Raw genomic sequence first — 23,137 nt, forward strand, 5'->3', positions numbered from 1 at the left:
AATTTAAAGATTGCTAAAACACAAGAATTTTTCAACCTTTAAATCTTTCAATTTTTCAATAATAAAACATGAAAAAAATACTAGTCATAGATAATTACGATAGTTTCACTTATAATTTGGTGCATTATCTCGAAGATTTAGATTGCGAAGTAACCGTGTATCGAAACGATGAATTTGATATTGATGAAGTTGCAGTTTTTGATAAAATCCTTCTGTCTCCAGGGCCTGGAATTCCTGATGAAGCAGGATTGTTGAAAGAAGTCATTAAAAAATACGGACCTACAAAAAGTATCTTTGGCGTTTGCTTAGGCCAGCAAGCAATAGGCGAAGTTTACGGGGGAACGCTATCCAACTTGGACAAAGTATACCATGGCGTTGCAACTATGGTAAAAACTGTGGTTGATGATGAACTTTTATTCGAAGGATTAGGAAACGAATTTGAAGTAGGACGGTACCATTCTTGGGTGGTGGACACTAATTTACCAGATGTGCTGGAAGCCACTTCATTTGACGAAAATGGACAAGTAATGTCCTTGCGTCACAAAATGTATGATATACGCGGTGTACAATTTCATCCGGAAAGTGTTTTGACTCCTAATGGGAAAAAGATATTAGAGAATTGGGTGAAAAATTAGTCATAATGTCAAATGTCATAATGTCGAAAGACTTTAAGACTTTAAGACTTTCAACTTTAAGACATATATAAAAATGAAAAACATATTAAACAGACTGATAAATCACGAAATACTTTCACAAGAAGAAGCTAAAAACGTATTGGTAAATATCTCTCACGGGAGTTATAACACCAGTCAGATTGCTTCTTTTCTGACCGTTTACATGATGCGAAGTGTAAGTATTGATGAACTTGCCGGCTTTCGGGAAGCTTTATTACAACTGTGTATTCGTGTTGATTTATCTGCTTATGATACCATCGATTTGTGCGGTACAGGTGGTGACGGAAAAGACACGTTTAATATTTCAACCTTGGCTTCTTTTGTGGCAGCGGGTGCAGGAATTAAAGTGGCAAAACATGGGAATTATGGTGTTTCTTCTATTTCAGGTTCAAGTAACGTAATGGAGAAATTAGGCATTAAATTCAGTAATGATTCTGATTTCTTAGAAAAAAGTATTGACAAAGCGGGAATTTGTATCCTACACGCTCCATTATTTCATCCAGCGATGAAAAACGTAGGACCTATTCGAAAAGAATTGGCGGTTAAAACATTCTTCAATATGCTGGGTCCCATGGTAAATCCATCGTTTCCTAAAAATCAATTAGTAGGAGTGTTTAATTTGGAACTAGCCCGAATGTATGCTTACCTATATCAGAATACTGATGTCAATTTTACCATTTTACATTCGCTTGACGGGTATGACGAAGTTTCATTAACCGGGCCTACAAAAACGATTACTCCTACAATGGAAGGAATTTTAACCCCGGAAGATTTTGGTGTTCGTCTTTTGTTGCAAAGCGAAATTCAAGGTGGCAACACCATCGAAGAATCAGCGCAACTATTTACGGATATCATTTCTGGAAAAGGAACCGAAGCGCAAAACAATGTGGTTTGTGCCAATGCGGCCATGGCTATTGCAACCGTTACAAAATGTTCTCCCTTAGAAGGGTTTCAAATAGCAAAAGAAAGTTTATTATCTGGTAAAGGACTTGTAGCTTTGAAAAAATTACAAGAATTGAGTAAATAAAATAGTTTAAAGGTTAAGGTTTAAAGTTGTGCAAATGGATTATTACAAACGATGAGCAACTTTAAACGTCAAACAAAGAAAATACTAAATAGCTAATAATGAATATTTTAGATAAAATCATAGTTGACAAAAAAAGAGAAGTCATTCTCAAGAAAACCATCATTCCCGTTTCGCAATTGGAGGCTTCCGTTTTCTTTGGAAAAAAAACTATTTCTTTGAGCGATAATTTAAGAAACAGCACCTCCGGAATTATTGCGGAACACAAACGTCGTTCGCCTTCCAAAGCAGAGATAAATTACAGTTTTACGGTGGAAGAAGTAACTAAAGGGTATGAAAATGCAGGTGCTAGTGGAATTTCGGTATTAACGGATGGGAAATACTTTGGTGGCTCCTTAGACGATTTACTTTTGGCAAGAGCCACAGTCAACATTCCATTATTACGAAAAGAATTTATCGTTGATGAATACCAAATCTTGGAAGCCAAAGCTTACGGAGCCGATTTAATTTTGCTTATTGCTGCGGTTTTAACGAGAGAGGAAATTAAATCCTTATCCGAATTTGCTAAAAGTTTAGAATTGGAAGTTTTACTGGAAGTGCACAACCAAGAAGAACTGGAAAAATCAATTATGCCTACCTTAGATATGATTGGTGTGAACAATAGAAACCTAAAAACATTCGAAGTGAGTTTAGATTTCAGCAAGCAATTGGCAGCGCAAATACCAAATGATTTTGTGAAAATTTCCGAAAGTGGGATATCCTCTATTGAAGCGATAAATGAATTAAAGCCTTACGGATATAAAGGGTTTTTAATTGGAGAAAACTTCATGAAAACCGACAATGCCGGTAAAGCTGCAACCGAATTTATCAGTCAACTGTAAAATGACTCTTTTAGGGTTCAAAACCTTAAAAAGATTGAACTTAAAAAAACCTGGAAATGAAAAAAAAAACAGATAATCAAGACACTTCGGCTCCCTCTCCTTCGGGAAGGGATAGGGTTGGTATAAAAATCTGCGGTATGAAATATCCCGATAATATACTCGAAGTAGGTTCGCTCCTACCCGATTATATGGGCTTTATTTTTTGGGGAAAATCAGCTCGATATTTTGAAGATAGCATTCCAGATTTACCAAAATCAATCAAGAAAGTAGGGGTTTTTGTTAATGAAAGTACCGACGTTATTTTGGCGAAAGTTCAAAAATACGATTTGCAAGCCGTTCAATTGCACGGACAGGAATCGATTGAATTTTGTCAGGATTTAAAGCAAGTTTTGAAAGATGAGAATGGGAAACAAGTTCAGATTGAAATTATAAAAGTATTTTCTGTTGATGATTCTTTTGATTTTGAAGTACTGAAACCCTTTGAAACAGTTTGTGATTATTTTCTTTTTGATACCAAAGGAAAATTACCAGGTGGAAACGGAATTGCATTCGATTGGAAAGTATTAGAAAAGTATCCTTCTAGCAAACCGTTTTTCCTAAGTGGCGGAATCGGAATTAATGAAATGGGTGCTGTAAATGAAATTTTAAAAACCAATTTACCGCTTTACGCTATTGATGTAAATAGTAAATTTGAGATAGAACCTGGTTTAAAAAACATACAATTATGTAGAGACGCACTGCAGTGCGTCTCTACATATAACAAAATAAAAAAATAAAATTATGTCATACAACGTCAACGAAAAAGGTTATTACGGAGAATTTGGAGGCGCCTTCATTCCTGAAATGCTATATCCAAATGTGGAAGAATTACGTCAAAATTATTTAAAAATTACAGCGGAGCCCGAATTTCAAGCTGAATTTGACGCTTTGCTCAAAGAATATGTAGGTCGCCCTACGCCACTTTATTTTGCCAAACGCCTATCGGAACAATACAACACTAAAATCTATCTGAAAAGAGAAGATTTATGTCATACTGGTGCACACAAGATTAACAACACAATCGGACAAATTTTACTGGCTCAGCGTTTGGGTAAAAAACGAATCATTGCCGAAACCGGCGCTGGACAACATGGCGTAGCAACCGCAACTGTGTGCGCATTAATGGGATTGGAATGTATTGTCTACATGGGTGAAATTGATATAAAACGTCAAGCGCCAAATGTGGCTCGTATGAAAATGCTTGGTGCCGAAGTACGTCCTGCGCTCTCCGGATCAAAAACATTAAAAGATGCCACAAACGAAGCCATTCGCGACTGGATTAACAATCCTGTAGATACCTATTATATCATTGGCTCTGTCGTGGGACCACATCCTTATCCGGATATGGTGGCGCGTTTCCAAAGTGTTATTTCTAAAGAAATCAAAGAACAATTATTAGAAAAAGAAGGTCGCGAAAACCCTGATTATCTGATTGCTTGTGTGGGTGGTGGTAGTAATGCTGCTGGTACCTATTATCATTTTCTGGACAACGAAGACGTACATATTATTGCAGTCGAAGCAGCAGGTTTAGGAGTCAATTCAGGCGAAAGTGCCGCTACATCAGCCTTGGGAAAAGTAGGCGTTATTCACGGTAGTAAAACCTTATTGATGCAAACTCCTGATGGACAAATCACCGAGCCCTATTCCATTTCGGCAGGACTGGATTATCCGGGCGTAGGCCCTTTGCACGCTAATTTATTCGCTACTGGTAGAGCGCAATTCATCTCCATTACGGATGATCAAGCCATGCAATGGGGATTAAAATTATCCCAAATGGAAGGACTGATTCCTGCTATCGAAAGTGCACATGCCTTTGCCGTTTTAGACGAAATGAAATTCAAACCAGAGGATATTGTAGTCATTAATCTTTCTGGTCGTGGTGACAAAGATTTGAATACGTATATCGATTATTTTAAATTATAACAGAAGAATAATTTGGGCGTTACCCTCCCAAAAAAAATCGGGTCGGGCTGTACACTATATCTTTTTTGTGGTAGAAAAAACCACAAAAAAGGATGCCGTTCCTATCCCTAACGCAATAAATAACGAGAAAAAATAGTATTATGGAACATATATTCTCTTACGGAACATTACAGTCTAAAAAAATTCAAATACAGGTTTTTAAGAAGCTATTGACTGGAACACTAGACCAACTCAAAGGCTATAAACTAAAAGATCTAAAAATAGAAGAAGAATTTGGAATGGCAGATTATTTTGTAGCAACACCAAGCGAAAATCCTTCGGATCAAATAAATGGTATTGTTTTTACTGTTTCCAGTGAAGATCTGACTAAAGCAGATCAATTCGAATCTAATGCGTATAAAAGAGTTCAAATAACATTGAACTCCGGAATAGTGGCATGGATTTATATGGAAAATTAATAATTGTAAATATAAAAACATACACCTAACAGCTTTTAAAAATCTGTTAAGACAAAAAATAAAACAATGAACAGAATAAATCAAAAATTACAAGAAACTAAAAAGATACTTTCTATCTATTTTTCGGCAGGATACCCTAATTTAACCGACACAGTTCAAATCATTCAGGATTTAGAGAAAAGCGGCGTAGATATGATTGAAATAGGTTTGCCGTTCAGCGATCCATTGGCCGATGGACCAACCATTCAAGCGAGTTCGACACAAGCCTTGCACAACGGGATGACAACACAAGTGTTGTTTGACCAATTAAAGGATATTCGTAAAACGGTTTCTATTCCTCTAGTGATTATGGGGTATTTCAACCCAATGTTACAATACGGAATAGAGAATTTCTGTCAGAAATGTGCCGAAATAGGCATCGACGGATTAATCATTCCTGATCTTCCCGTTGCTGTCTATGCCGATGAATACAAGGAAACTTTCGAGAAATACGGATTGAAAAATATATTCTTGATTACGCCACAAACGTCTGACGAGCGCATCCATTTTATTGACAGCGTATCTGATGGATTTATTTATATGGTAAGTTCAGCAAGTGTTACAGGATCACAAACTGGTTTTGGAAGCGCTCAAGAGGAATATTTCAAACGCATTGCCGACATGAATTTAAAAAATCCGCAAGTAATTGGTTTTGGAATCAACAACAAGGAAACGTTTAACCAAGCTGTGCAATTTGCCAAAGGAGCGATTATAGGGAGTGCCTTCATTCAGCATTTAACCGAAAATGGTACTTGGAAAATTGAAGAGTTTGTAAAAGCGATTCGATAAAAGAACTTTTTTTCTGTAAATCAAACGGCGTTTAAAGTGTATTTAAACGCCGTTTTTTTATGGTTGAAACAATATTTAATTTTAATTTTTTATAAGATTATTTATATATATTAGCGTAACCAATAAGTCTGAGGTTTATCAGACCTATGAAAACTCACGATTTTCTATGGATAAAGAATTTGAAGGATTTGTAATTTATAATAAGCATTGCAGCGATAGAAAGGCCTTTGCTGTGGTTTCCGATAATTATGAGTGTAAGGCAGAATCGTCAAAAATCCCTACTAAATTTAAAGATTTCATTGTTCCAATTGAGGACAAAAGATTTTTTGAACATTCTGGGATTGATTTTAGGGGTATTACAAGAGCATTATTTCGAAACCTTGTCCATCTAAAGGTTATAGAAGGAGGCAGCACAATTTCTCAGCAACTTGCAAGAAACTTATTGAGAGAAAACTCCAAAACAATATCTAGAAAAATTAGAGAAACATTGAAAGCGCGAGAGCTGGAAAATAAATTTTCGAAAGACGAAATTCTAAATCTATATTTCAATAATATCTATTTTGGTAGAAATATACGTGGAGTAAGAAGTGCAAGTTTATGCTATTTTGATAAAGAGCCGGAAGCTTTAAATTATTCAGAAGTATTGTATCTGATAACAATCTTAAGAGGACCTAATTATTATATGGCAAATGTTGCAAAAGCCAATTCTAGGATGAGACTTCTTTCTAATTTATTATATGACAACCAAAAGATAAATTTAAATCAGCAAAACAAAATTGATAATCGAATCATCAAAGTTGCAAATAACAAAATTATTTCTATCAAAAATAGAACAATCCCTTTCATCACTGAAAAGATTGATTTGAAGAAAAAGATAATTGTTTCGACGCTAGTACCACAATATCAAAATTTTGCGCAACAGTTTGTGCGAGATTCAAAATATCCCACCTCGGTTATAATCATAAAAAACAAAAAGGTTGTTGGCTTTTCTAGTTATTATGGATCAGATTATCCCTTTTTTTTCAAGTCAAATGTCGGATCGACATTGAAACCATTCATTTATTATTGGGCTAAAAAATTTGGAATTAATGATAAAGAGAAATTTAATTCTCACAGTAACACCTTGAATTGGAGTGTAAGAGAGGCTACAAGAGTTGATTCACAATTAAATATAGATGATGCATTATTTTATTCTAATAACAACTCTTTTATAAACATTACTGAAAAAGTTGGGATAAATAAAACTCTCGAGTTTCTTTCAGAAACGTTGAGTATCAATCGAGATGAATTATTTCCTTCAAGTATATTGGGTGCTACAAAGAACGGGATATCACTCTATCAATTAGCTAGTATTTACAACACTTTCCTAAGTGAAAATTTAGATAGCCAAAAGCAAGACTTAATGAAAGTTATGAATAAAATTTTCAAAACTAAAGTTGGTTTGGATATTGAAAATGTATTTCTGAAGACTGGAACAACTAATAATAATGAAGAAAGATTGGCTGTAGTGCATCATGCTGATACAACATTCGCTTTTTTAAGAAATGAAAATCCAGAAAATGATTATTCAAAAGATGGTAGTATCTTTAAGCACATAAAAATTGCTTTTATATCATTTTTTAAACAAAATAAAGATTACACATGGATGAAATAGAATTTTTGAAAGACGCGGATTCAAATTTACTTGTATTTCTTCTTACAAGTTTAATAGCTTTCATAGCATGGATCATAAAAGGTGCAATTGAAAAACCCATAAATGATTCAAAAATAACATTTGAAAAAACTTTTAATATCCGTATCGAGATTCTTACTGAAGTAAAGAATAGATTAAGTTTAATATTATATTTTAAAAATGATGATGAAAGCAAAGTTTTTAAAGAGCAGATCCAAGATCTTCTACTTAAAGATGGAAAATCAGCATACCTTAGTAAATTAATTCTGGACAACTGTTTAAGATTATCAATTGATGAAAATGGCAACGAAGCATTAGTTAAAGAAACAATTTCATTAATTGACATAGATCTTTATCAACTAATCTCTAAAGTTGAAGATGAAATTACTTTTTTTAGAAAGTTCTCGCATTTTAATCCTTTAAGGAAAGTTATTGGGATTACATTGTTAGCATTGCAAAATATTATTACGATTTTACTGATTGGACTGATTATCTATTTTATAATTTCTTTTTACATCGGTAGTGCGATCTACGGCAAAATATTAATCGTAATTATATCAATTGGAATAATGATTTTTGCTAATTGGTATCTTTCTAAGAAATAGCCCCCAGCTAGCGCGAGCGTCCCGCTCGTGCCTATTACAAATTTACACCTATTTTTGTTAGTGTTCACGAGCGGGACGCTCGCGCTAGCAATAGCAGCATAAAGAACTAACACCACCGCTCCGCAACATACTCTTCTAAAAAATAAACACACCCTATAATACGGATTGTCCAAAATTTAAAGTTTCTTTTGTACTTTTAAAGCACACTCCTTAACAGACAAAATTAAATTATAAAGATGAATTATCACTTTCGAAAAGCGGAACTATCTGAAATAGCTTCGATATGGGAAATTTTACAAGAAGCAATCCTACGCAGAAAAGAAGACGGCAGTACCCAATGGCAAGACGGCTATCCAAATCCAGACGTTGTTCAAAAAGATATTGAAAAAGGAGAAGGATTTGTTTTGGTTGATGGAGAAACCATCGTCGGTTATAGTGCGGTACTAATCAATGACGAACCTGCCTATGAAAAAATTGAAGGAAACTGGCTAACGAATGATGATTTTGTAGTACTGCATCGCGTAGCGATTTCTGAAAAGTATTTAGGCAAAGGCTTTGCTAAAATGATTCTCAAACACATCGAAGATTTTGCGCTAAGCAACAATATATACAGCATAAAAGCAGATACTAATTTTGATAATATCGCCATGATGAACATTTTTAAAAATTCGGGTTACACGTATTGTGGCGAAGTATTTTTCAGAGGGAGTTCCAGAAAAGCATATGAAAAAGTCTTAGCTAAACAAGACTAATTGAAATTATCAAAAACTTAGGGTTAAAATTAAAAAACCGCAAATTCGCAAATAAAATTAGTTTACAACTGTTTTTATCTGCGAATTTGCGGTATTTAAAAAAAAACAACTTCTCTTAAACTGCAGCTTCTTCTTCAGGAGCCATTTCAAATTCCATATTATCTACTATCTCGGCAGCTACTTCCGGTTTAGAACCTTTGAGCGCATTGAACCGTTCTAATTGTTCCAATTCTCCTTCTTCCCCACTGAAATAAGGAAAAACATCCATTATAGGAGATTCTGAAATGGCTGGTATAGTGTAGTCGCCCATCGTGCCTTTCATTACACTAATCGTGTTATCATAAGCCTCTTTGACATCGTTAGCTTGCACTAGTAAATACATATTAGTCTTGCGTTCTTTACCGCTTTCTTCGTCATATGCCAATAATGAAACTTTAGATCGAAACCAACGATCTGCATTTTCGAAAGGATGAATTTCGGCATAATTCGCCACTTTTATATTCGTGATTTTAAATTCTTCACTGATATACGCCGACATCTCTTCATTGATTCTGCTTTCTGCCTCTGTGTAAGATAACGCATCTACCAAGTAGGGTTCTGTCGTAATCTTTTGTGCTCCAGTTTCATCCGTTTTTCTATATTTTACTTTGCATTCATACCAGGTTGTGCTCATTTCTTTTTTTTTAGGATGTCAAAGATAGATTTTAAAGGAAAAATTAATCACAATTTATAAAATAGATATTCACAATTTAAGTTAAATATCGGCCTTCTCAATATACCTATTTTTAGACCATTTGAAAAAAGGTATAGCGATTTATCTTATACTGTTAAAACTGTGTTAAAGAAAAACTAAACAGTTGTTTAAATTAAACGCTTGTTTAGTTTTGTTTATTGAATAAATTCGATTCCATTGAAAAGTAATTTTAACGACAAACAAATTCAAATTCTCGAAGTTGCCGAAGCCCTTTTTGCAGAAAAGGGATTTGATGGTACTTCCATCCGAAATATAGCAAAAGTAGCCAAAATAAATATTGCCATGGTTTCGTACTACTTTGGCTCTAAAGAGCGATTACTCGAATCGCTTATTGTTTACAGAACTTCGGATCTTAAAAATCAATTAGAAAATTTAATACAGGAAGATCTGGATCCTATTGATAAAATCAATAAACTTATTGAGCTATACATCAATAGAATTAATAGTAATCGTGGAATCTACAGAATTCTACACTTCGAGTTTACCACCAAAAAGAGAGAACAAAATCTTCAGGCTTTTTCGGAACTAAAAAAAGGAAATCTAAAATCCCTTGAATCTATCATTGTGGAAGGTCAGAAAAAAGGTATTTTTAGAAAAGATGTTATTATTCCGCTTATTACACCCACAATTCTCGGTACTTTCTTTCATTTTCACATGAATAAACCCTTTTTCGAAAATTTATTGAATTTAAAAACTGAGGATTTATACAACAATTACATCAAAACTAATTTGACAAAGCACATTCAACAAACTATAAAAGCACTTCTGATTTATGAAAGTTAGTCAATTCATGCTCTTTGGGATTTTCTTTATTGGAATTTCCTCTTCAGTAGCACAAGAAAAAACAAGTTTTACATTGAACGAAGCCATTAATTTGGCTTGGACCAAAAGCAATGAAGTCACTCTAGCTAATACCAAAGTCAAAACTAAAAAGTATGAGCTACAATCCAATAAAAACAATCAATATCCGGATTTGAAACTTTCAGGGCAATACCAAAGATTGGCAAATGCTTCGGTTAATTTCAAACTCAATCAAAACAATTCAGGTGCTCAAGAACCGCTTCCTATTGTTAATCAATTAATGATCGGACAGTTGAATGCTAGTGTTCCCGTTTTCTCTGGTTTTAAAATTCAAAACAGTATAAAGGTTTATGAAAATTTATATCAGGCCGAAATGGCTACCGCTTCTCAAACAAAAGAGGATATAGCTTTACGGGTGATTGACTATTATGCCAGCATGTACAAAGCTCAAAAAACGATTGAACTGCTAACAGAAAATCAAAAGAGTGCGCAACAACGAGTAAAAGATTTTATTGAACTTGAAAAAAATGGAATTATTCCCAGAAATGATTTATTAAAATCACAATTACAAGCCTCAAAAATCCAATTATCCTTAGACGAAACGAACAATAATTTAAAAATCATCAACTTTTATTTAGTTACTCTTCTAAAATTGAAACCTGATACAAATCTCGAGATCCGTGAAAGTGATTTCGCTGATTTTCAAATGACTAATGTACCAAAAAATGATGTATTAGCATTAGAAAACCGTAAGGATTTAGAAGCCATTCGCTTTCAGGGAAAAGCAACTGAAGCAACTATCAAAATAGCTAAAGGCTCTTACTACCCTGCCATTGCCATAGTAGGTGGCTATACTGCATTAGACTTAAGTAACGTGATAACTGTTCAGAATGCGATGAATATAGGTATTGGTCTTTCTTATGATTTAAGCGCTATTCTCAAAAATGGAACGCTGGTAAAACTAGCCGAAAACAAATTCCTTGAAGTACAAAACTCTGAGGCGATACTGACAGATTATATTAAAATCCAAGTTCAAAAAGCAATTGAAGAATATAGTTTGGCATTGAAACAAGATCTAGTTTACGGTCAAGCAGTAGAGCAGTCATCCGAAAATTACAGAATCATAAAAGATAAATATGACAATGGACTTTCGGATACGAATGATTTGCTAGAAGCTGATGTAGAACAACTCAGTTCCAAAATTAATAAAGCTTTGGCCCAAGCCAATACCATTCAAAAATACTATGAGTTACTCTCCGTAACGGGTCAATTATCACAATCATTCAATCTTGCTCAAAAATAATCACACTACCATGGAAAAGAAAAAAACAAACAAAAAATTTATTATTATCCTAGTAGCTTTGGTCGTTTTAGGAGGAACTTATGGAACTTTTAAATACCTGCATTCACAATCACACGAGGAAACAGATGATGCACAAATTGAGAAAAATATGAATCCAATTATCCCAAGAGTTTCTGGATATGTGGATAAAGTATACATCAAAGACAATGATTTTGTAAAAAAAGGCGACACGCTGTTTACTATTGATAAAAGAGATTACCAATTAAAAATTGAAGAAGCGAATGCTGGCATGGTTGGTGCTGAAGGAAATTTTGAAGTTACTAAAGCGGATATTGGTAGTGCATTAGCCAGTATTTCTGTTTCGGATGCCAATGTTTTATCTGCTGGAGGGAATATCGAATCTGCAAAAATAAGATTGGGGCGCATTACAAGTGATTACAACCGATATGATAATTTGTACAAAAGCCACTCGATTACAAAACAACAATACGAACAGGCTTTAGCCGCAAAACTAGAAGCCGAAAGTCAATTGCGTGTTTTACAACAACAAGAAAGAGCGAGTGCGTTTCAAAAATCAGTTATCGTGGCTAAATCTAAGGTATCTGATAAACAAACCGAAGTGGCTGCTGCCAATATTAAAAGAGCCAAAGCGGTACTTGATGCTGCAAAATTAAATTTAACCTACACTGCTATCACTGCTGCTATTGATGGTCAAGTTTCTAAAATTGACATTCAGCCAGGACAATTAGTTCAGCCAGGACAATCGCTATTTTACATTATCAACAACAAAGAAGCATGGGTAATTGCTAATTTCAAAGAAACACAGTTGAATAAAATGGTTATTGGTCAAAAAGTAACGGTAAAAGTGGATGCGTATCCCGGATATAATTTTCAAGGTTCCGTTACTTCGTTCTCACCCGCAACAGGATCTCGATTTTCCTTGCTTCCTCCGGATAATGCCACAGGAAACTTTGTAAAAACAATTCAGCGATTGCCGGTTAAGATAAGTTTAGACACTACAAACGATCCTGAAAAAATAAAATTATTACGCCCAGGAATGAATGTTGATGTTGATGTACACTTAGATTAACTTGATTTTTAAATTAAAAAAATCAAAAGAAGGGAACACTTTTAAGAAAATCATTAGTATACACTTTAGCATAAATGGTACAAACAGGAGATGACGATTTAGTAGAATATGGCTATCGACGAGTTCTTATTACGATCACAGCAGTACTATGTGCATTGCTGGAAATCGTAGATACTACAATTGTCAATGTAGCACTAACAAACATGAGGGGAAGCCTGGGTGCCACATTAAACGATGTTGCTTGGGTGATTACCGCTTATGCTATTGCAAATGTAATTGTAATTCCAATGACCAGCTGGCTTTCACAACAATTTGGAAGACGAAATTATTTTGTGACCTCCATCATTATTTTTACCGTAGCTTCCTTTTTATGCGGCAATGCCAATAATATATGGGAACTTATTACATTTAGATTCATTCAAGGTTTAGGAGGAGGCGCTTTATTAGTGACCGCACAAACCATTATAACAGAAAGTTACCCCATTGCAAAGCGAGGTATGGCGCAAGCAATTTATGGAATGGGTGTAATTGTGGGCCCCACATTAGGGCCACCATTAGGAGGGTATATCGTAGATAATTTTTCATGGCCTTATATTTTTTATATAAATATTCCGCTGGGTATTATAGCCACTATTTTGGCATTTACTTTTGTAAGAAGCCCAAAATATGGAGAAAAACTAAAAGCCAAACAGGTCGATTGGTTGGGGATTTTTTTGTTGACACTGTTTATAGGTTCTTTGCAGTATGTTTTAGAACACGGTCAGCAAGACGATTGGTTCAACAATAAAATAATCTTAGTATTAAGCACTGTATCCGTTTTTGGTTTAGTATTGTTTATTTGGAGAGAACTAACGTATAAACATCCTATTGTCAATTTGAGTGTTTTAAAAGATGGTAATCTTAGAATTGGAGTCTTAATGTGTTTTATTTTGGGTTTTGGTCTGTATGGTTCTACTTTAATCATTCCCATTTATACACAAACCATTTTAGGATGGACCGCTACCGATGCTGGTTTACTGCTTATTCCTGGTTCGATTACCACCGCGATTATGATGCCAATAATTGGTAAATTAATTCAACGAGGCGTACCACAAAGTTATATGGTAGGTCTTGGTTTTTTAATTTTCTTTTTTTTTACTCTCCTGATGCACAATAGCATGACTCCCAACACAGGTGTTGAACATCTATACTGGGGATTAATTTTAAGAGGAATAGGATTAGGACTTCTTTTTGTTCCCATAACAACACTGTCACTCTCTACCTTAAAAGGAAAGGATATTGGCGAAGGCGCAGCCTTTACAGGAATGATGCGACAATTGGGAGGTTCCTTTGGTATTGCTATCATCACTACTTTCATTACAAGATTTACACAAGAGCATCGAGTGAATTTAATATCCCATTTAGACGCCAGTAAATTTGAAGTGCAAGAAAGGGTTGTACTGCTGCAAAGGGGTTTTATGTCAAAAGGATTTAGTGCTAATGAGTCTCTCAAAAAAGCATATCAGGTCATAGATTATTCTGTGATGAAACAAAGCACTGTTTTATCGTATATGGATATTTTTCTGTATCTCGGCATTCTGTTTCTATGCTGTATTCCCATTATTTTTTTAATCAAAAAAGGAAAAAACAAAATCAATCCTGCCGATGCGATGCATTAATAAAAATTAGATTAATAGTGTCTCTTCACTATCTGGTAAATACCAAATGATTGCCTTCTGATAAATTAGCATCAAATTGATAGCCATCATAATTGAAGCCTTTTAAATCGTCTATCGTTTGAGGATCAGAATCAATAATATAGCGCACCATCATTCCCCTCGCCTTTTTGGCAAAAAAACTGATTATTTTTAGTTTTCCGTTTTTGTAATCTTTGAATTCCGGAGTAATTACAGGAACTTTTAACGCTTTAGCATCAATAGCGCCAAAATATTCAGTACTGGCTAAATTCAAAAATAATTCTCCCTCTTTTAACTCTTTATTTAAAGCTTTTGTAATGGTTTGTTTCCAAAAATCATATAAGTTTTTGCTTTCTCCCACGGGTAATTTAGTTCCCATTTCCAAACGGTACGCTTGAATTAAGTCCAATGGTTTTAACAATCCATACAAACCAGACAGTATTCGTAAACTATCTTGTAAAGCGTCTATTTTTTTTGGTGTAATAGTATAAGCGTCTAATCCAGTGTAAACATCCCCATCAAAAGTATACACTGCAGGCCGAGCATTTGCCGGGGTAAAAGGTGTTTTCCATTCTTGATTTCGTTTCCAATTCAAATCAGCTAGCTTATCCGAAATACTCATTAAATCAGATAGATCACTAGGTTTTTTTTCTTTTAAAACTTTGTGAACTAGTCTTGATTCTTTTAAAAATAAAGGCTCCGTATGCAACTTTGTAGGTAACTCTTTCTCAAAATTTAAGGACTTGGCTGGCGATATTACAATTTTCATACACTATTCTCTTTGGATTTATTTCCATTAATTAGTTCAAAAATACTAATTGAAAATAAGAAACCTAGAATATTTGTATTGATTTGTTTAATAGTGTAATAGAAGATCGAGATTCCCATCCAATTAATTTGTGTATTTTTGAGTTCAAATAATCCAAATGATTTTAAGAGAATGAACCAAATCGAAATTCAAAAAGCAACTGATACTGATCTTGAAGTACTACAAAATATTAGCATTCAAACTTTCAAAGAAACTTTTGCAGCTGTAAATACTCCTGAAAACATTACCAATTATGTTGCCGACAGCTTTAATCTAGAGCAATTAAGAGTTGAATTGAACAATCCAAATTCCCAGTTTTATTTAGCGTATTCGAATACAGAAGTCGTTGGTTATTTAAAAATTAATTTTGGTAATGCACAAACCGAGCGTTTTAATGACAATGCTCTAGAAGTACACCGAATTTATGTTTTGCAATCTTTTCAAGGAAAAAATATTGGTCAACTGTTGATTGATGAAGTAAAAAAAATAGCTCTAAATACTAACGTAGATTATATTTGGCTTGGCGTCTGGGAAGAGAATTATAGAGCGCTTCATTTTTATACTAAAAATGGATTTGTTGTATTTGACAAACACGTTTTTACATTAGGAACTGACGAACAAACCGACTTAATGATGAAACTCCTTATACAATAATAAATGGCCCATACTGTTCCCACCGAGACTCAAAAACCAACCCGAATTTTAAATGCTGCCGTTATAGTAGCGGCACTCGGTTATTTTGTAGATATTTATGATTTATTACTTTTTGGTATTGTCCGTACGGATAGTCTTAAAGATTTAGGAATTACTGGTGAAGCCATCAGGAATCAAGGAGAATATTTGATTAGTATGCAAATGTTCGGGATGCTTTTTGGTGGTATTCTTTGGGGAATATTAGGCGATAAAAAAGGTCGAATTTCTGTTTTGTTTGGTTCTATTTTAATTTATTCAGTGGCTAATATTGCTAACGGAATGGTAACCACCGTTGATGGATACGCGTTTTGGAGACTGATAGCCGGAATTGGTCTGGCAGGAGAGTTAGGCGCCGGAATTACATTAGTTACGGAATCTTTACCCAAGGAAAAACGAGGCTATGGAACAATGATTGTTGCTTCGGTAGGGGTTTCGGGTGCCGTTGTAGCGTATTTAGTGTATCAGATTTTTCAGGATTGGCGTCTGTGCTATTATGCAGGCGGCGTTTTAGGGCTTCTTTTACTTTTTTTACGAATTAGTATTTCTGAATCAGGAATGTACAAACGAGTTCAACAAAGCAAAGAAAAAAAAGGAGATTTTATCTCTTTATTTACCAACAAACAACGTTTTTCAAAGTACATTCAATGCATTCTTATCGGAATACCGTTATGGTTCCTCGTTGGAGTATTGATTACTTTTTCCCCAGAATTTGCCAAAGCATTAGATGTCCAAGGCTTTGAAACTATCGCAGCAGGAAAAGCAATTGCTTGGTGTTACGGAGGATTAGTGTTTGGAGATATTGCCAGCGGATTGCTCAGTCAGTGGTTTAAAAGCCGGAAAAAAATCATGTACATATTCCTGATCTTTAATCTGATTATGGTTTTTGTATACTTAAATGCTTTTGGGGTTACAGCTGCCACTTTCTATACGCTATGCTTTATTATGGGATTCTCCGTAGGGTATTGGGTTTTATTTGTAACTATAGCGGCTGAACAATTTGGCACTAACATTCGCGCGACCGTAACAACCACCGTTCCTAATTTTGTTCGGGGTTCACTACCTTTAATTATTATCATTTATGGTTTTTTCAGAGATACCATTTTTGAGGGGAACATTCTTCTTTCTGCCATGATTGTTGGATCCATATTATCGCTAATCTCAATTTTGGCACTTTGGAAATTAAAAGAAACCTTTCATGCCGATTTGAATTATTCAGAAGAGGAATCTAAATCCCTTCTTTAAGGTTAAAAATGACAAATATCGATATACCGTAACTTTGAGTGGGTATAAATAGCCCTAAGGCCTCAATATTTAAAACCTATTTGGTTTATTTTTGTAAAAACATTATTAAGAGACTATGAAACACGATGTAATTATTGTTGGAGCAGGACTTGCCGGATTATCAGCCGCAGTTTATTTGCATCGCCAAGGACGCAAAGTACTACTCCTAGAAGCTAGTGAACGCGTAGGTGGCAGAATAAAAACCGATTCTTATCAAGGTTTTCTTTTAGACAGAGGTTTTCAAGTTCTTTTGACTGCCTATCCCGAGACAAAAGCATTACTTAACTATAATGATTTAAAACTCAAAAGCATGTTACCAGGAGCCACCGTTCTTTATGATGGTGGTAGTTTTGAAATCGCAGATCCATTCCGAAGACCTTCGGCCGCATTAGCTACACTTTTTGCACCCGTTGGCACCCTAAAAGACAAACTGAACACGCTTTGGTTAAAAAATAAATTGCAAAAATTAACCCTTGAAGAAATATTCGAACAACCTGAACAAACAACTCGAAAACAACTTTCGGATTATGGTTTTAGTTCAAAAATGATCGAACGCTTTTATGCCCCTTTCCTTTCGGGAATATTTCTAGAAAATGACTTGCATACTTCCCGAAGAATGTTTGACTTTGTGATGAAAATGTTTTCAGATGGTGATGTGGCGGTTCCCACTTTAGGAATGGAAGAAATTCCAAAACAATTACTGGCTATGCTTCCTGAAGGAAGTATTCAATATAATACAAAGGTTATTACTATTGATGAACATAAAATAATTACTGCAAATGGAACTATCCTTGAAGCCAACCAAATCTTATTGGCTACAAACGCTAATAATCTGACAAAAAAAATCTTACCAGAACAACAATTATCTTCACATCAAGTAACCAATGTTTATTTTGAAACAAACGAAGCTCCCACTAACAAAGCGGTAGTTATATTAAATGCTTCAAAAAACAAGAAATGGGTCAATAATTTGACTGTAATATCAAATGTTTCCAAAGCTTATGCTCCAAAAGGAAAAGTATTAATCTCCGTTTCTTACAATGGTATTCCAACTATTGATGATGCCACTTTAGCTGAATATATGAAAGAGGAACTGAAACAGTGGTATGGAGAAAAAGTACAATCGTGGAAAATGCTAAAGGCCTATCGCATTGAATATGCTTTGCCATTGCAGGAAAGTGTACGAAATGAAATCCCAGGCTCCGAAATAAAAATATCGGATTCATTGTTTATATGTGGGGATCATTTGTTGAATGGTTCTATAAATGCCGCATTAAAAACAGGAAGATTAGCCGCTGAAGCAATGAAATTGTAGTGTAAGACTTAAATAATATTTAATGAATTAAAGCTAAAGGACTTCTTATTCATAAATTTTAAATAGCATTAAAACAAATTAAAAAACAGACGCAACAGTAGTCGATTATTGATTTCATCCCACTTACAAAACAATTAAACCTACTAATACCTAGATGTAATTTCCTTTAAAGAATACTTTACATAATACTAAATTTTACCGTCTAGACAAACCACATTAAAAATCAAAATTAATCTTTCAACTTGTAATCAAAACAACCTTTTGTGTTTAACACTTAAAGCAGATATCCTCTTTGTTTAAATTTGGAAAAAATTATCTTTGCATAAAATTTTAGTTAAAATTCATACATTTATATCTAAGTTCGTGGTATAAATTGCAAAATACTAGTTCGATTATCATACATTAACTAAAACACTAATTCATCAATTGAAAGATTTATTTAAAATACTCTTTCAATAAAATTTAAAAATATGAAATTAATTTATACTTTTCTCTTAATAACAGTACTCAATAACGTTTATTCTCAAACTCCGAATGACTATTTTGAAAAAATCAGAGAGAATGAAGCAGAATTAACTGCTTTCTTTTCGCAAATGCCAAAAGGAGGCGATTTACACCATCATTTTTCAGGTTCTATTTACGCTGAACCCTTACTACAACACGCTATTGCGGAAGATTTTTATCTCAATACCGAAACGATGGATGTGTTAAAAGAAAAACCAGCAACCGGAAACTGGGAACAATTTTCGACATTAAGAAGAAACGGAACATTAAATACGTACAAACAAAAAATCATGCAAAAATGGTCTGTAAAAGACTATAATCATGTCGATTACCCTTCTGATAAGTTATTTTTCGAATCGTTTATGAAGTTTGAACCAGCCATCAAAGGGAATTTTGGACAAGGTTTACTGGAACTAAAAAATAGAGCCATTTCAGAAAATGTCAGTTACATCGAAACGCAATTGTCTACAATACCAACTACAATGAATACCGATGATTTGACGAAATTCAATACCCGATTGCGAAAATTAGCTTTTGCAAAAGACGAAAAAGCAATTTTAAAATCATTGGATTCCGTTTACAATGTATTACTGAAAAAAAATGCTGAATCCTACGCACTATCGTTCAATACTAATTTTGTAGCTAAGCTTCACAATGAACTAAAAATAGATGATAAGCAATTCACGATGCGGTATCAAAATTTTGTATTGCGTTTTATGGAACCCGTAGATCTATTTAAAAATCTGGTAATCGCATTCATTTCAGCAGATGAAAGTCCTTTGATGGCGGGAGTTAACATTGTTTCTCCGGAAGATGGTGAAACAGCGATGAAAGATTATTGGTTGCACATGGTCATGTTTAAATACTGCCATTCTCGTTATCCAAATGTAAAATATACCTTGCATGCCGGAGAACTGACTCTTGGTTTAGTGCCTCCGGAAGATTTGACTTGGCACATTAGTGCTGCCGTTTATACCGCAGAAGCTCAGCGTATTGGGCACGGAGTAGATATAGCATACGAGAAAGATTCGTATGATTTATTGCGTTATATGGCACAGAAAAACATTCCTATAGAAATTAATTTAGTGAGCAACGAATTTATTTTGAAAGTCAAAGAAAATCGTCATCCATTGACTTTATACAAAGAATTTGGGGTTCCCATTGTTATCAGCACGGATGATGCAGGAATTTTACGCACTAATATGACCGAACAATATGTTTTATTAGCCAAAAGATACAAAGAGGTGAGCTACACGGATATCAAGCAATATGTGTACAACAGTATCCATTACAGTTTTATCAAAGAAGCTTCCATAAAAAAACAATTGCTTAAAGATTTAGATACTCGATTTAAAACTTTCGAAGCTAATTTTCCAATGAAATAAACTCTTCATGTTATATAAAAAACTTATGACAACAATAAAAAATCCGCTCGAAAGCGGATTTTTTAGCAAAAAAAATCTTTTGAATTACAATTATTTCGGGTTTAATATCAACTCAATTCTTTTGACGGCATCTTCATAATGATACTTAGTCTCTGCATTTACTCCTCTGGTTTTAGCAATGGATAAAGTCGTTTTTAAGGCATTTAATTCTCCTCTAACCAATCCTCTCACATCCGATTGCGCCACATTGTAGTATTCAGAAGGACGACCTGATTTAATTTCTTCTTTCATTAAATATCCCATTCTTTCAATATAGGCACGCTGTAAATTCCTTCTGTAAATAGTCACATTGAGGGGTAAATTAGCTTCTTTCCAAATCCCTCTGCGCATATCACCCAATAAATCCAATGCGCTATAATTAGCATTTCCTATTATTTCAGCATCCATTAATCGACCAATACGTTCAAAACTCAAGACACTATTTAAATGTCTGGCTTGCAAACTTCTAAAACGCTCCGTGTAACCGGAATAATCGATATTTTTCAACGTACTCACATTCACCAACCACGTTGGAGAGGCAAAAGCATTGGCTTGTAACCATTGCATGGCTTCTTGTTGCTTTGCTTTTGGGACAACATTATAAATACTTCCTGTTTGGTTTGGCTTTTTAATGGCTTCATAAACGCCCCCAACATTCGTTACTACGTGCCCTACATACCTGCTCCATACATCCAACATCTCTTTGTATAACTCCTCTAAATCTTCATAGTTATTGGTTACATCACTTGTCCATTCTGATAAATGTGCCGCTACATATTGCAAATTTTCAAGTCCATAAGAACCCGCTTTCATCGAATTATTTCCAATATCTTCTGTTTGTGAAGAGGGATCAAAACTACTGCTTTGCTTTCCAAATTTATAAATAGGATTTCCTGCTTTTTCCATAATCCATTTGTCTAAAGTAGGCACTTCAGCTTCAGGAGAAGTGCCATTAGGAATGACTCTGTAACCCCAATTTGTAGCATAATGATCGTAAGGCCCCATCTGGCGGATGAAACGGATATTTTTATCTCCAGGTTGGGCAATGTAATTAAAACGGGCGTAATCCATTAAACTGGCTGCGATTCCGTTTTTTTGAGTAAAACCACCGTCTCTGTAATTTTCAGTTTCATAGGCACAGCTAGCGCCCATGTTATGAGGAAAACCAAGTGCATGCCCTACTTCATGAGCGATAACCATACGCATCATTTCACCCATTTCCTCGTCGCTGGTGTTCAACGTTCTCGCCGAAGGATTCGCTGCTCCAGTTTCTAATAAATAGCGGTTTCTATAAGAACGCAAATGGTTGTGGTACCAAATCACATCACTCTCAATAATTTCTCCCGTTCTGGGATCAGAAACACTTGGGCCTACCGCATTTCGCGTGGTACTCGCTACATAACGAATTACCGAATACCGGATGTCTTCCGGGCTAAAATCAGGATCCTGTTCTTTAGTGGGAGCGTCTTTGGCAATAATAGCATTTTTAAAACCCGCTGTTTCAAAAGGTTTTTGCCATTCTTCAATTCCTTGTTTGATGTATTTGCGCAGTTTTTCAGGCGTAGCAGGATCTAAATAATAGACAATGGGCTTAATCGGTTCTACCAGTTCTCCTTTAGCGTAAGCGACAGGATCTTTAGGTTCCAATTTCCAACGGTGAATGTAAGTTTTACTGTCTGACTTTAATTCATTGCTTCCATAATCAATTTGACTCATCGTAAACCATCCCACTCGGGGATCCGCTAATCTGGGTTGCATCAATTTTTCAGGTAATAAAATCATCGACTGATTCATCTGGATACTAATTGTCTCCGCATCTTCCTGAATGGGTGGTTTAGATGCATTGTACGTGAAATCTTGAATTACTTCAATATTCATAGGAAAACTTTTCATCGTATTGATAAAACTTCGGGATTCATCCAATCCTTTAACTTTATAAGTTTCTCTCATTTCACCTGACAAGCCACTGATTGATTTTACATCCGTACCATAAAATTTAGTTACGTCAATCACCGTATTTGCAGAGTCTTTGCTGAATGCTACAATATCAAAAGCAAATAATGTAGGTTCATAATTATTGGATTTAACCGAAATACTGATGGGCAAACTGTCATTGGCAACCGCATTATACGATTTTAATTTAATGAGAATTTTATCCTGAAAACGCTGCCAGACAATTAATTGTTCATTGGTTTCCGAACCTGCATTTACATATCCCCCACCCAAGTTAGACGGTAGTTTAGACAACCTACTCACCAAAAGCATGTCCTTGTCTAATAATTTATTAGGTATTTCAAAAAAATATTTTTTATCTACTTTATGAACCGTAAACAAACCATCATCAGAAATTGCGTCTTTAGTGATTACTTTACTGTACTCCTTTATCGTGGGTTCCGGCTTTTTTTCTGGAGGAGGAACTGCAATGGCATTTTTATCTTTTTTTCTTTTGGATTGTGCAAACTGAGTGGTGGGCAAAAGTAAAGAAGCTGCAATTGTGGTCAAAATGAAAAATTTCTTCATTAATAGGTTTTTTAATAGTTAATCAATATCAAAAATAATTTTTACGGTTTGTAAATTGATAATATACCATTGATTTAACTTTTAATTAACAACCTGTATGTCTTCTTTTTTT

At 34.6% G+C, this 23,137-nt stretch carries 21 protein-coding genes; 18 read left to right on the forward strand and 3 right to left on the reverse strand.

Features of this window, described 5'->3' with window-relative positions; all coding sequences use genetic code 11:
• Positions 1-68: 68 nt before the first annotated feature.
• The 10 genes from ACNQF9_RS09750 to ACNQF9_RS09795 all read left to right on the forward strand — a co-directional run bounded on the left by ACNQF9_RS09750 (position 69) and on the right by ACNQF9_RS09795 (position 8,856).
• The gene (locus tag ACNQF9_RS09750; protein WP_417990140.1) at positions 69-635 is read left to right on the forward strand and encodes an anthranilate synthase component II; all 567 of its coding nucleotides are present in this window, start codon (positions 69-71) and stop codon (positions 633-635) included.
• A 73-nt stretch (positions 636-708) separates the two neighbouring features.
• Entirely contained in the window at positions 709-1,701 is a 993-nt protein-coding gene (gene trpD, locus ACNQF9_RS09755; protein ID WP_417959638.1) for an anthranilate phosphoribosyltransferase, read from the forward strand.
• 98 nt (positions 1,702-1,799) lie between these two features.
• On the forward strand, positions 1,800-2,579 hold the full coding sequence (trpC, locus tag ACNQF9_RS09760) for an indole-3-glycerol phosphate synthase TrpC (RefSeq protein ID WP_417990141.1): 780 nt from the start codon (positions 1,800-1,802) through the stop codon (positions 2,577-2,579).
• Positions 2,580-2,716: 137 nt separating this feature from the next.
• Positions 2,717-3,355, forward strand: coding sequence for a phosphoribosylanthranilate isomerase (locus ACNQF9_RS09765; protein WP_417960388.1), 639 nt, complete (start codon positions 2,717-2,719; stop codon positions 3,353-3,355).
• Between the two features lie 4 nt (positions 3,356-3,359).
• Positions 3,360-4,541: a tryptophan synthase subunit beta gene (trpB, locus tag ACNQF9_RS09770; protein ID WP_417990142.1), complete on the forward strand. Its 1,182-nt coding sequence runs from the start codon at positions 3,360-3,362 to the stop codon at positions 4,539-4,541.
• Positions 4,542-4,681: 140 nt separating this feature from the next.
• Positions 4,682-4,999, forward strand: a complete 318-nt coding sequence (locus ACNQF9_RS09775; RefSeq protein WP_417959635.1) for a gamma-glutamylcyclotransferase family protein — start codon at positions 4,682-4,684, stop codon at positions 4,997-4,999.
• A gap of 66 nt (positions 5,000-5,065) precedes the next feature.
• On the forward strand, positions 5,066-5,827 hold the full coding sequence (trpA, locus tag ACNQF9_RS09780) for a tryptophan synthase subunit alpha (protein WP_417990143.1): 762 nt from the start codon (positions 5,066-5,068) through the stop codon (positions 5,825-5,827).
• A 166-nt stretch (positions 5,828-5,993) separates the two neighbouring features.
• Positions 5,994-7,481 carry a transglycosylase domain-containing protein gene (locus tag ACNQF9_RS09785; RefSeq protein ID WP_417990144.1) on the forward strand — a complete coding sequence of 496 codons (1,488 nt, stop codon included), beginning with the start codon at positions 5,994-5,996 and terminating at the stop codon, positions 7,479-7,481.
• Positions 7,469-8,104: a hypothetical protein gene (locus ACNQF9_RS09790; protein ID WP_417990145.1), complete on the forward strand. Its 636-nt coding sequence runs from the start codon at positions 7,469-7,471 to the stop codon at positions 8,102-8,104. The genes ACNQF9_RS09785 and ACNQF9_RS09790 overlap by 13 nt, the downstream gene beginning before the upstream one ends.
• A gap of 236 nt (positions 8,105-8,340) precedes the next feature.
• Positions 8,341-8,856 carry a GNAT family N-acetyltransferase gene (locus ACNQF9_RS09795; protein ID WP_417990146.1) on the forward strand — a complete coding sequence of 172 codons (516 nt, stop codon included), beginning with the start codon at positions 8,341-8,343 and terminating at the stop codon, positions 8,854-8,856.
• A gap of 115 nt (positions 8,857-8,971) precedes the next feature.
• Here the strand turns inward: ACNQF9_RS09795 and ACNQF9_RS09800 are convergent, their stop codons facing one another.
• Positions 8,972-9,529: a DUF4494 domain-containing protein gene (locus ACNQF9_RS09800; RefSeq protein WP_417990147.1), complete on the reverse strand. Its 558-nt coding sequence runs from the start codon at positions 9,527-9,529 to the stop codon at positions 8,972-8,974.
• A gap of 237 nt (positions 9,530-9,766) precedes the next feature.
• Between ACNQF9_RS09800 and ACNQF9_RS09805 the strand changes: the two genes are divergently transcribed.
• From ACNQF9_RS09805 to ACNQF9_RS09820, 4 genes are all read left to right on the forward strand, one after another.
• Positions 9,767-10,393 carry a TetR/AcrR family transcriptional regulator gene (locus tag ACNQF9_RS09805; protein WP_417990148.1) on the forward strand — a complete coding sequence of 209 codons (627 nt, stop codon included), beginning with the start codon at positions 9,767-9,769 and terminating at the stop codon, positions 10,391-10,393.
• Positions 10,383-11,714, forward strand: coding sequence for a TolC family protein (locus ACNQF9_RS09810; RefSeq protein WP_417990149.1), 1,332 nt, complete (start codon positions 10,383-10,385; stop codon positions 11,712-11,714). The genes ACNQF9_RS09805 and ACNQF9_RS09810 overlap by 11 nt, the downstream gene beginning before the upstream one ends.
• A gap of 10 nt (positions 11,715-11,724) precedes the next feature.
• Positions 11,725-12,804: an HlyD family secretion protein gene (locus ACNQF9_RS09815; protein WP_417959622.1), complete on the forward strand. Its 1,080-nt coding sequence runs from the start codon at positions 11,725-11,727 to the stop codon at positions 12,802-12,804.
• Positions 12,805-12,878: 74 nt separating this feature from the next.
• A complete protein-coding gene (locus ACNQF9_RS09820) occupies positions 12,879-14,462 on the forward strand; it encodes a DHA2 family efflux MFS transporter permease subunit (RefSeq protein ID WP_417990150.1) in 1,584 nt (527 codons plus the stop codon).
• A 28-nt stretch (positions 14,463-14,490) separates the two neighbouring features.
• Here ACNQF9_RS09820 and yaaA read toward each other — a convergent pair whose 3' ends face one another.
• Positions 14,491-15,249, reverse strand: a complete 759-nt coding sequence (gene yaaA, locus ACNQF9_RS09825; RefSeq protein WP_417990151.1) for a peroxide stress protein YaaA — start codon at positions 15,247-15,249, stop codon at positions 14,491-14,493.
• Between the two features lie 171 nt (positions 15,250-15,420).
• On the opposite strand from yaaA, the gene ACNQF9_RS09830 reads away from it, so the two are divergent.
• The 4 genes from ACNQF9_RS09830 to ACNQF9_RS09845 all read left to right on the forward strand — a co-directional run bounded on the left by ACNQF9_RS09830 (position 15,421) and on the right by ACNQF9_RS09845 (position 20,466).
• Positions 15,421-15,942, forward strand: a complete 522-nt coding sequence (locus ACNQF9_RS09830) for a GNAT family N-acetyltransferase (RefSeq protein ID WP_417990152.1) — start codon at positions 15,421-15,423, stop codon at positions 15,940-15,942.
• A 3-nt stretch (positions 15,943-15,945) separates the two neighbouring features.
• Positions 15,946-17,223, forward strand: a complete 1,278-nt coding sequence (locus ACNQF9_RS09835) for an MFS transporter (RefSeq protein ID WP_417990153.1) — start codon at positions 15,946-15,948, stop codon at positions 17,221-17,223.
• A gap of 115 nt (positions 17,224-17,338) precedes the next feature.
• Positions 17,339-18,577 carry an NAD(P)/FAD-dependent oxidoreductase gene (locus ACNQF9_RS09840; RefSeq protein ID WP_417990154.1) on the forward strand — a complete coding sequence of 413 codons (1,239 nt, stop codon included), beginning with the start codon at positions 17,339-17,341 and terminating at the stop codon, positions 18,575-18,577.
• Between the two features lie 470 nt (positions 18,578-19,047).
• On the forward strand, positions 19,048-20,466 hold the full coding sequence (locus tag ACNQF9_RS09845) for an adenosine deaminase (protein ID WP_417990155.1): 1,419 nt from the start codon (positions 19,048-19,050) through the stop codon (positions 20,464-20,466).
• Between the two features lie 90 nt (positions 20,467-20,556).
• On the opposite strand, the gene ACNQF9_RS09850 is transcribed toward ACNQF9_RS09845, so the two are convergent.
• Complete coding sequence (locus ACNQF9_RS09850) at positions 20,557-23,025, reverse strand: zinc-dependent metalloprotease (protein ID WP_417990156.1); 2,469 nt, start codon at positions 23,023-23,025, stop codon at positions 20,557-20,559.
• Positions 23,026-23,137: the final 112 nt, after the last annotated feature.

Origin of the sequence: Flavobacterium amylolyticum, assembly GCF_048284335.1 — a bacterium.
Classification (GTDB): Bacteria; Bacteroidota; Bacteroidia; order Flavobacteriales; family Flavobacteriaceae; genus Flavobacterium.

Bases quoted from the DNA above. Each gene is read 5' to 3' on its own strand.
- trpA (WP_417990143.1), top strand. From the start codon at position 5,066: ATGAACAGAATAAATCAAAAATTACAAGAAACTAAAAAGATACTTTCT.
- ACNQF9_RS09795 (WP_417990146.1), top strand. From the start codon at position 8,341: ATGAATTATCACTTTCGAAAAGCGGAACTATCTGAAATAGCTTCGATA.
- ACNQF9_RS09835 (WP_417990153.1), top strand. From the start codon at position 15,946: ATGGCCCATACTGTTCCCACCGAGACTCAAAAACCAACCCGAATTTTA.
- yaaA (WP_417990151.1), bottom strand. From the start codon at position 15,249: ATGAAAATTGTAATATCGCCAGCCAAGTCCTTAAATTTTGAGAAAGAG.
- trpC (WP_417990141.1), top strand. From the start codon at position 1,800: ATGAATATTTTAGATAAAATCATAGTTGACAAAAAAAGAGAAGTCATT.
- trpB (WP_417990142.1), top strand. From the start codon at position 3,360: ATGTCATACAACGTCAACGAAAAAGGTTATTACGGAGAATTTGGAGGC.
- ACNQF9_RS09775 (WP_417959635.1), top strand. From the start codon at position 4,682: ATGGAACATATATTCTCTTACGGAACATTACAGTCTAAAAAAATTCAA.
- ACNQF9_RS09845 (WP_417990155.1), top strand. From the start codon at position 19,048: ATGAAATTAATTTATACTTTTCTCTTAATAACAGTACTCAATAACGTT.
- ACNQF9_RS09850 (WP_417990156.1), bottom strand. From the start codon at position 23,025: ATGAAGAAATTTTTCATTTTGACCACAATTGCAGCTTCTTTACTTTTG.
- ACNQF9_RS09830 (WP_417990152.1), top strand. From the start codon at position 15,421: ATGAACCAAATCGAAATTCAAAAAGCAACTGATACTGATCTTGAAGTA.
- ACNQF9_RS09790 (WP_417990145.1), top strand. From the start codon at position 7,469: ATGGATGAAATAGAATTTTTGAAAGACGCGGATTCAAATTTACTTGTA.
- trpD (WP_417959638.1), top strand. From the start codon at position 709: ATGAAAAACATATTAAACAGACTGATAAATCACGAAATACTTTCACAA.
- ACNQF9_RS09800 (WP_417990147.1), bottom strand. From the start codon at position 9,529: ATGAGCACAACCTGGTATGAATGCAAAGTAAAATATAGAAAAACGGAT.
- ACNQF9_RS09765 (WP_417960388.1), top strand. From the start codon at position 2,717: ATGAAATATCCCGATAATATACTCGAAGTAGGTTCGCTCCTACCCGAT.
- ACNQF9_RS09820 (WP_417990150.1), top strand. From the start codon at position 12,879: ATGGTACAAACAGGAGATGACGATTTAGTAGAATATGGCTATCGACGA.
- ACNQF9_RS09815 (WP_417959622.1), top strand. From the start codon at position 11,725: ATGGAAAAGAAAAAAACAAACAAAAAATTTATTATTATCCTAGTAGCT.
- ACNQF9_RS09810 (WP_417990149.1), top strand. From the start codon at position 10,383: ATGAAAGTTAGTCAATTCATGCTCTTTGGGATTTTCTTTATTGGAATT.
- ACNQF9_RS09750 (WP_417990140.1), top strand. From the start codon at position 69: ATGAAAAAAATACTAGTCATAGATAATTACGATAGTTTCACTTATAAT.
- ACNQF9_RS09785 (WP_417990144.1), top strand. From the start codon at position 5,994: ATGGATAAAGAATTTGAAGGATTTGTAATTTATAATAAGCATTGCAGC.
- ACNQF9_RS09840 (WP_417990154.1), top strand. From the start codon at position 17,339: ATGAAACACGATGTAATTATTGTTGGAGCAGGACTTGCCGGATTATCA.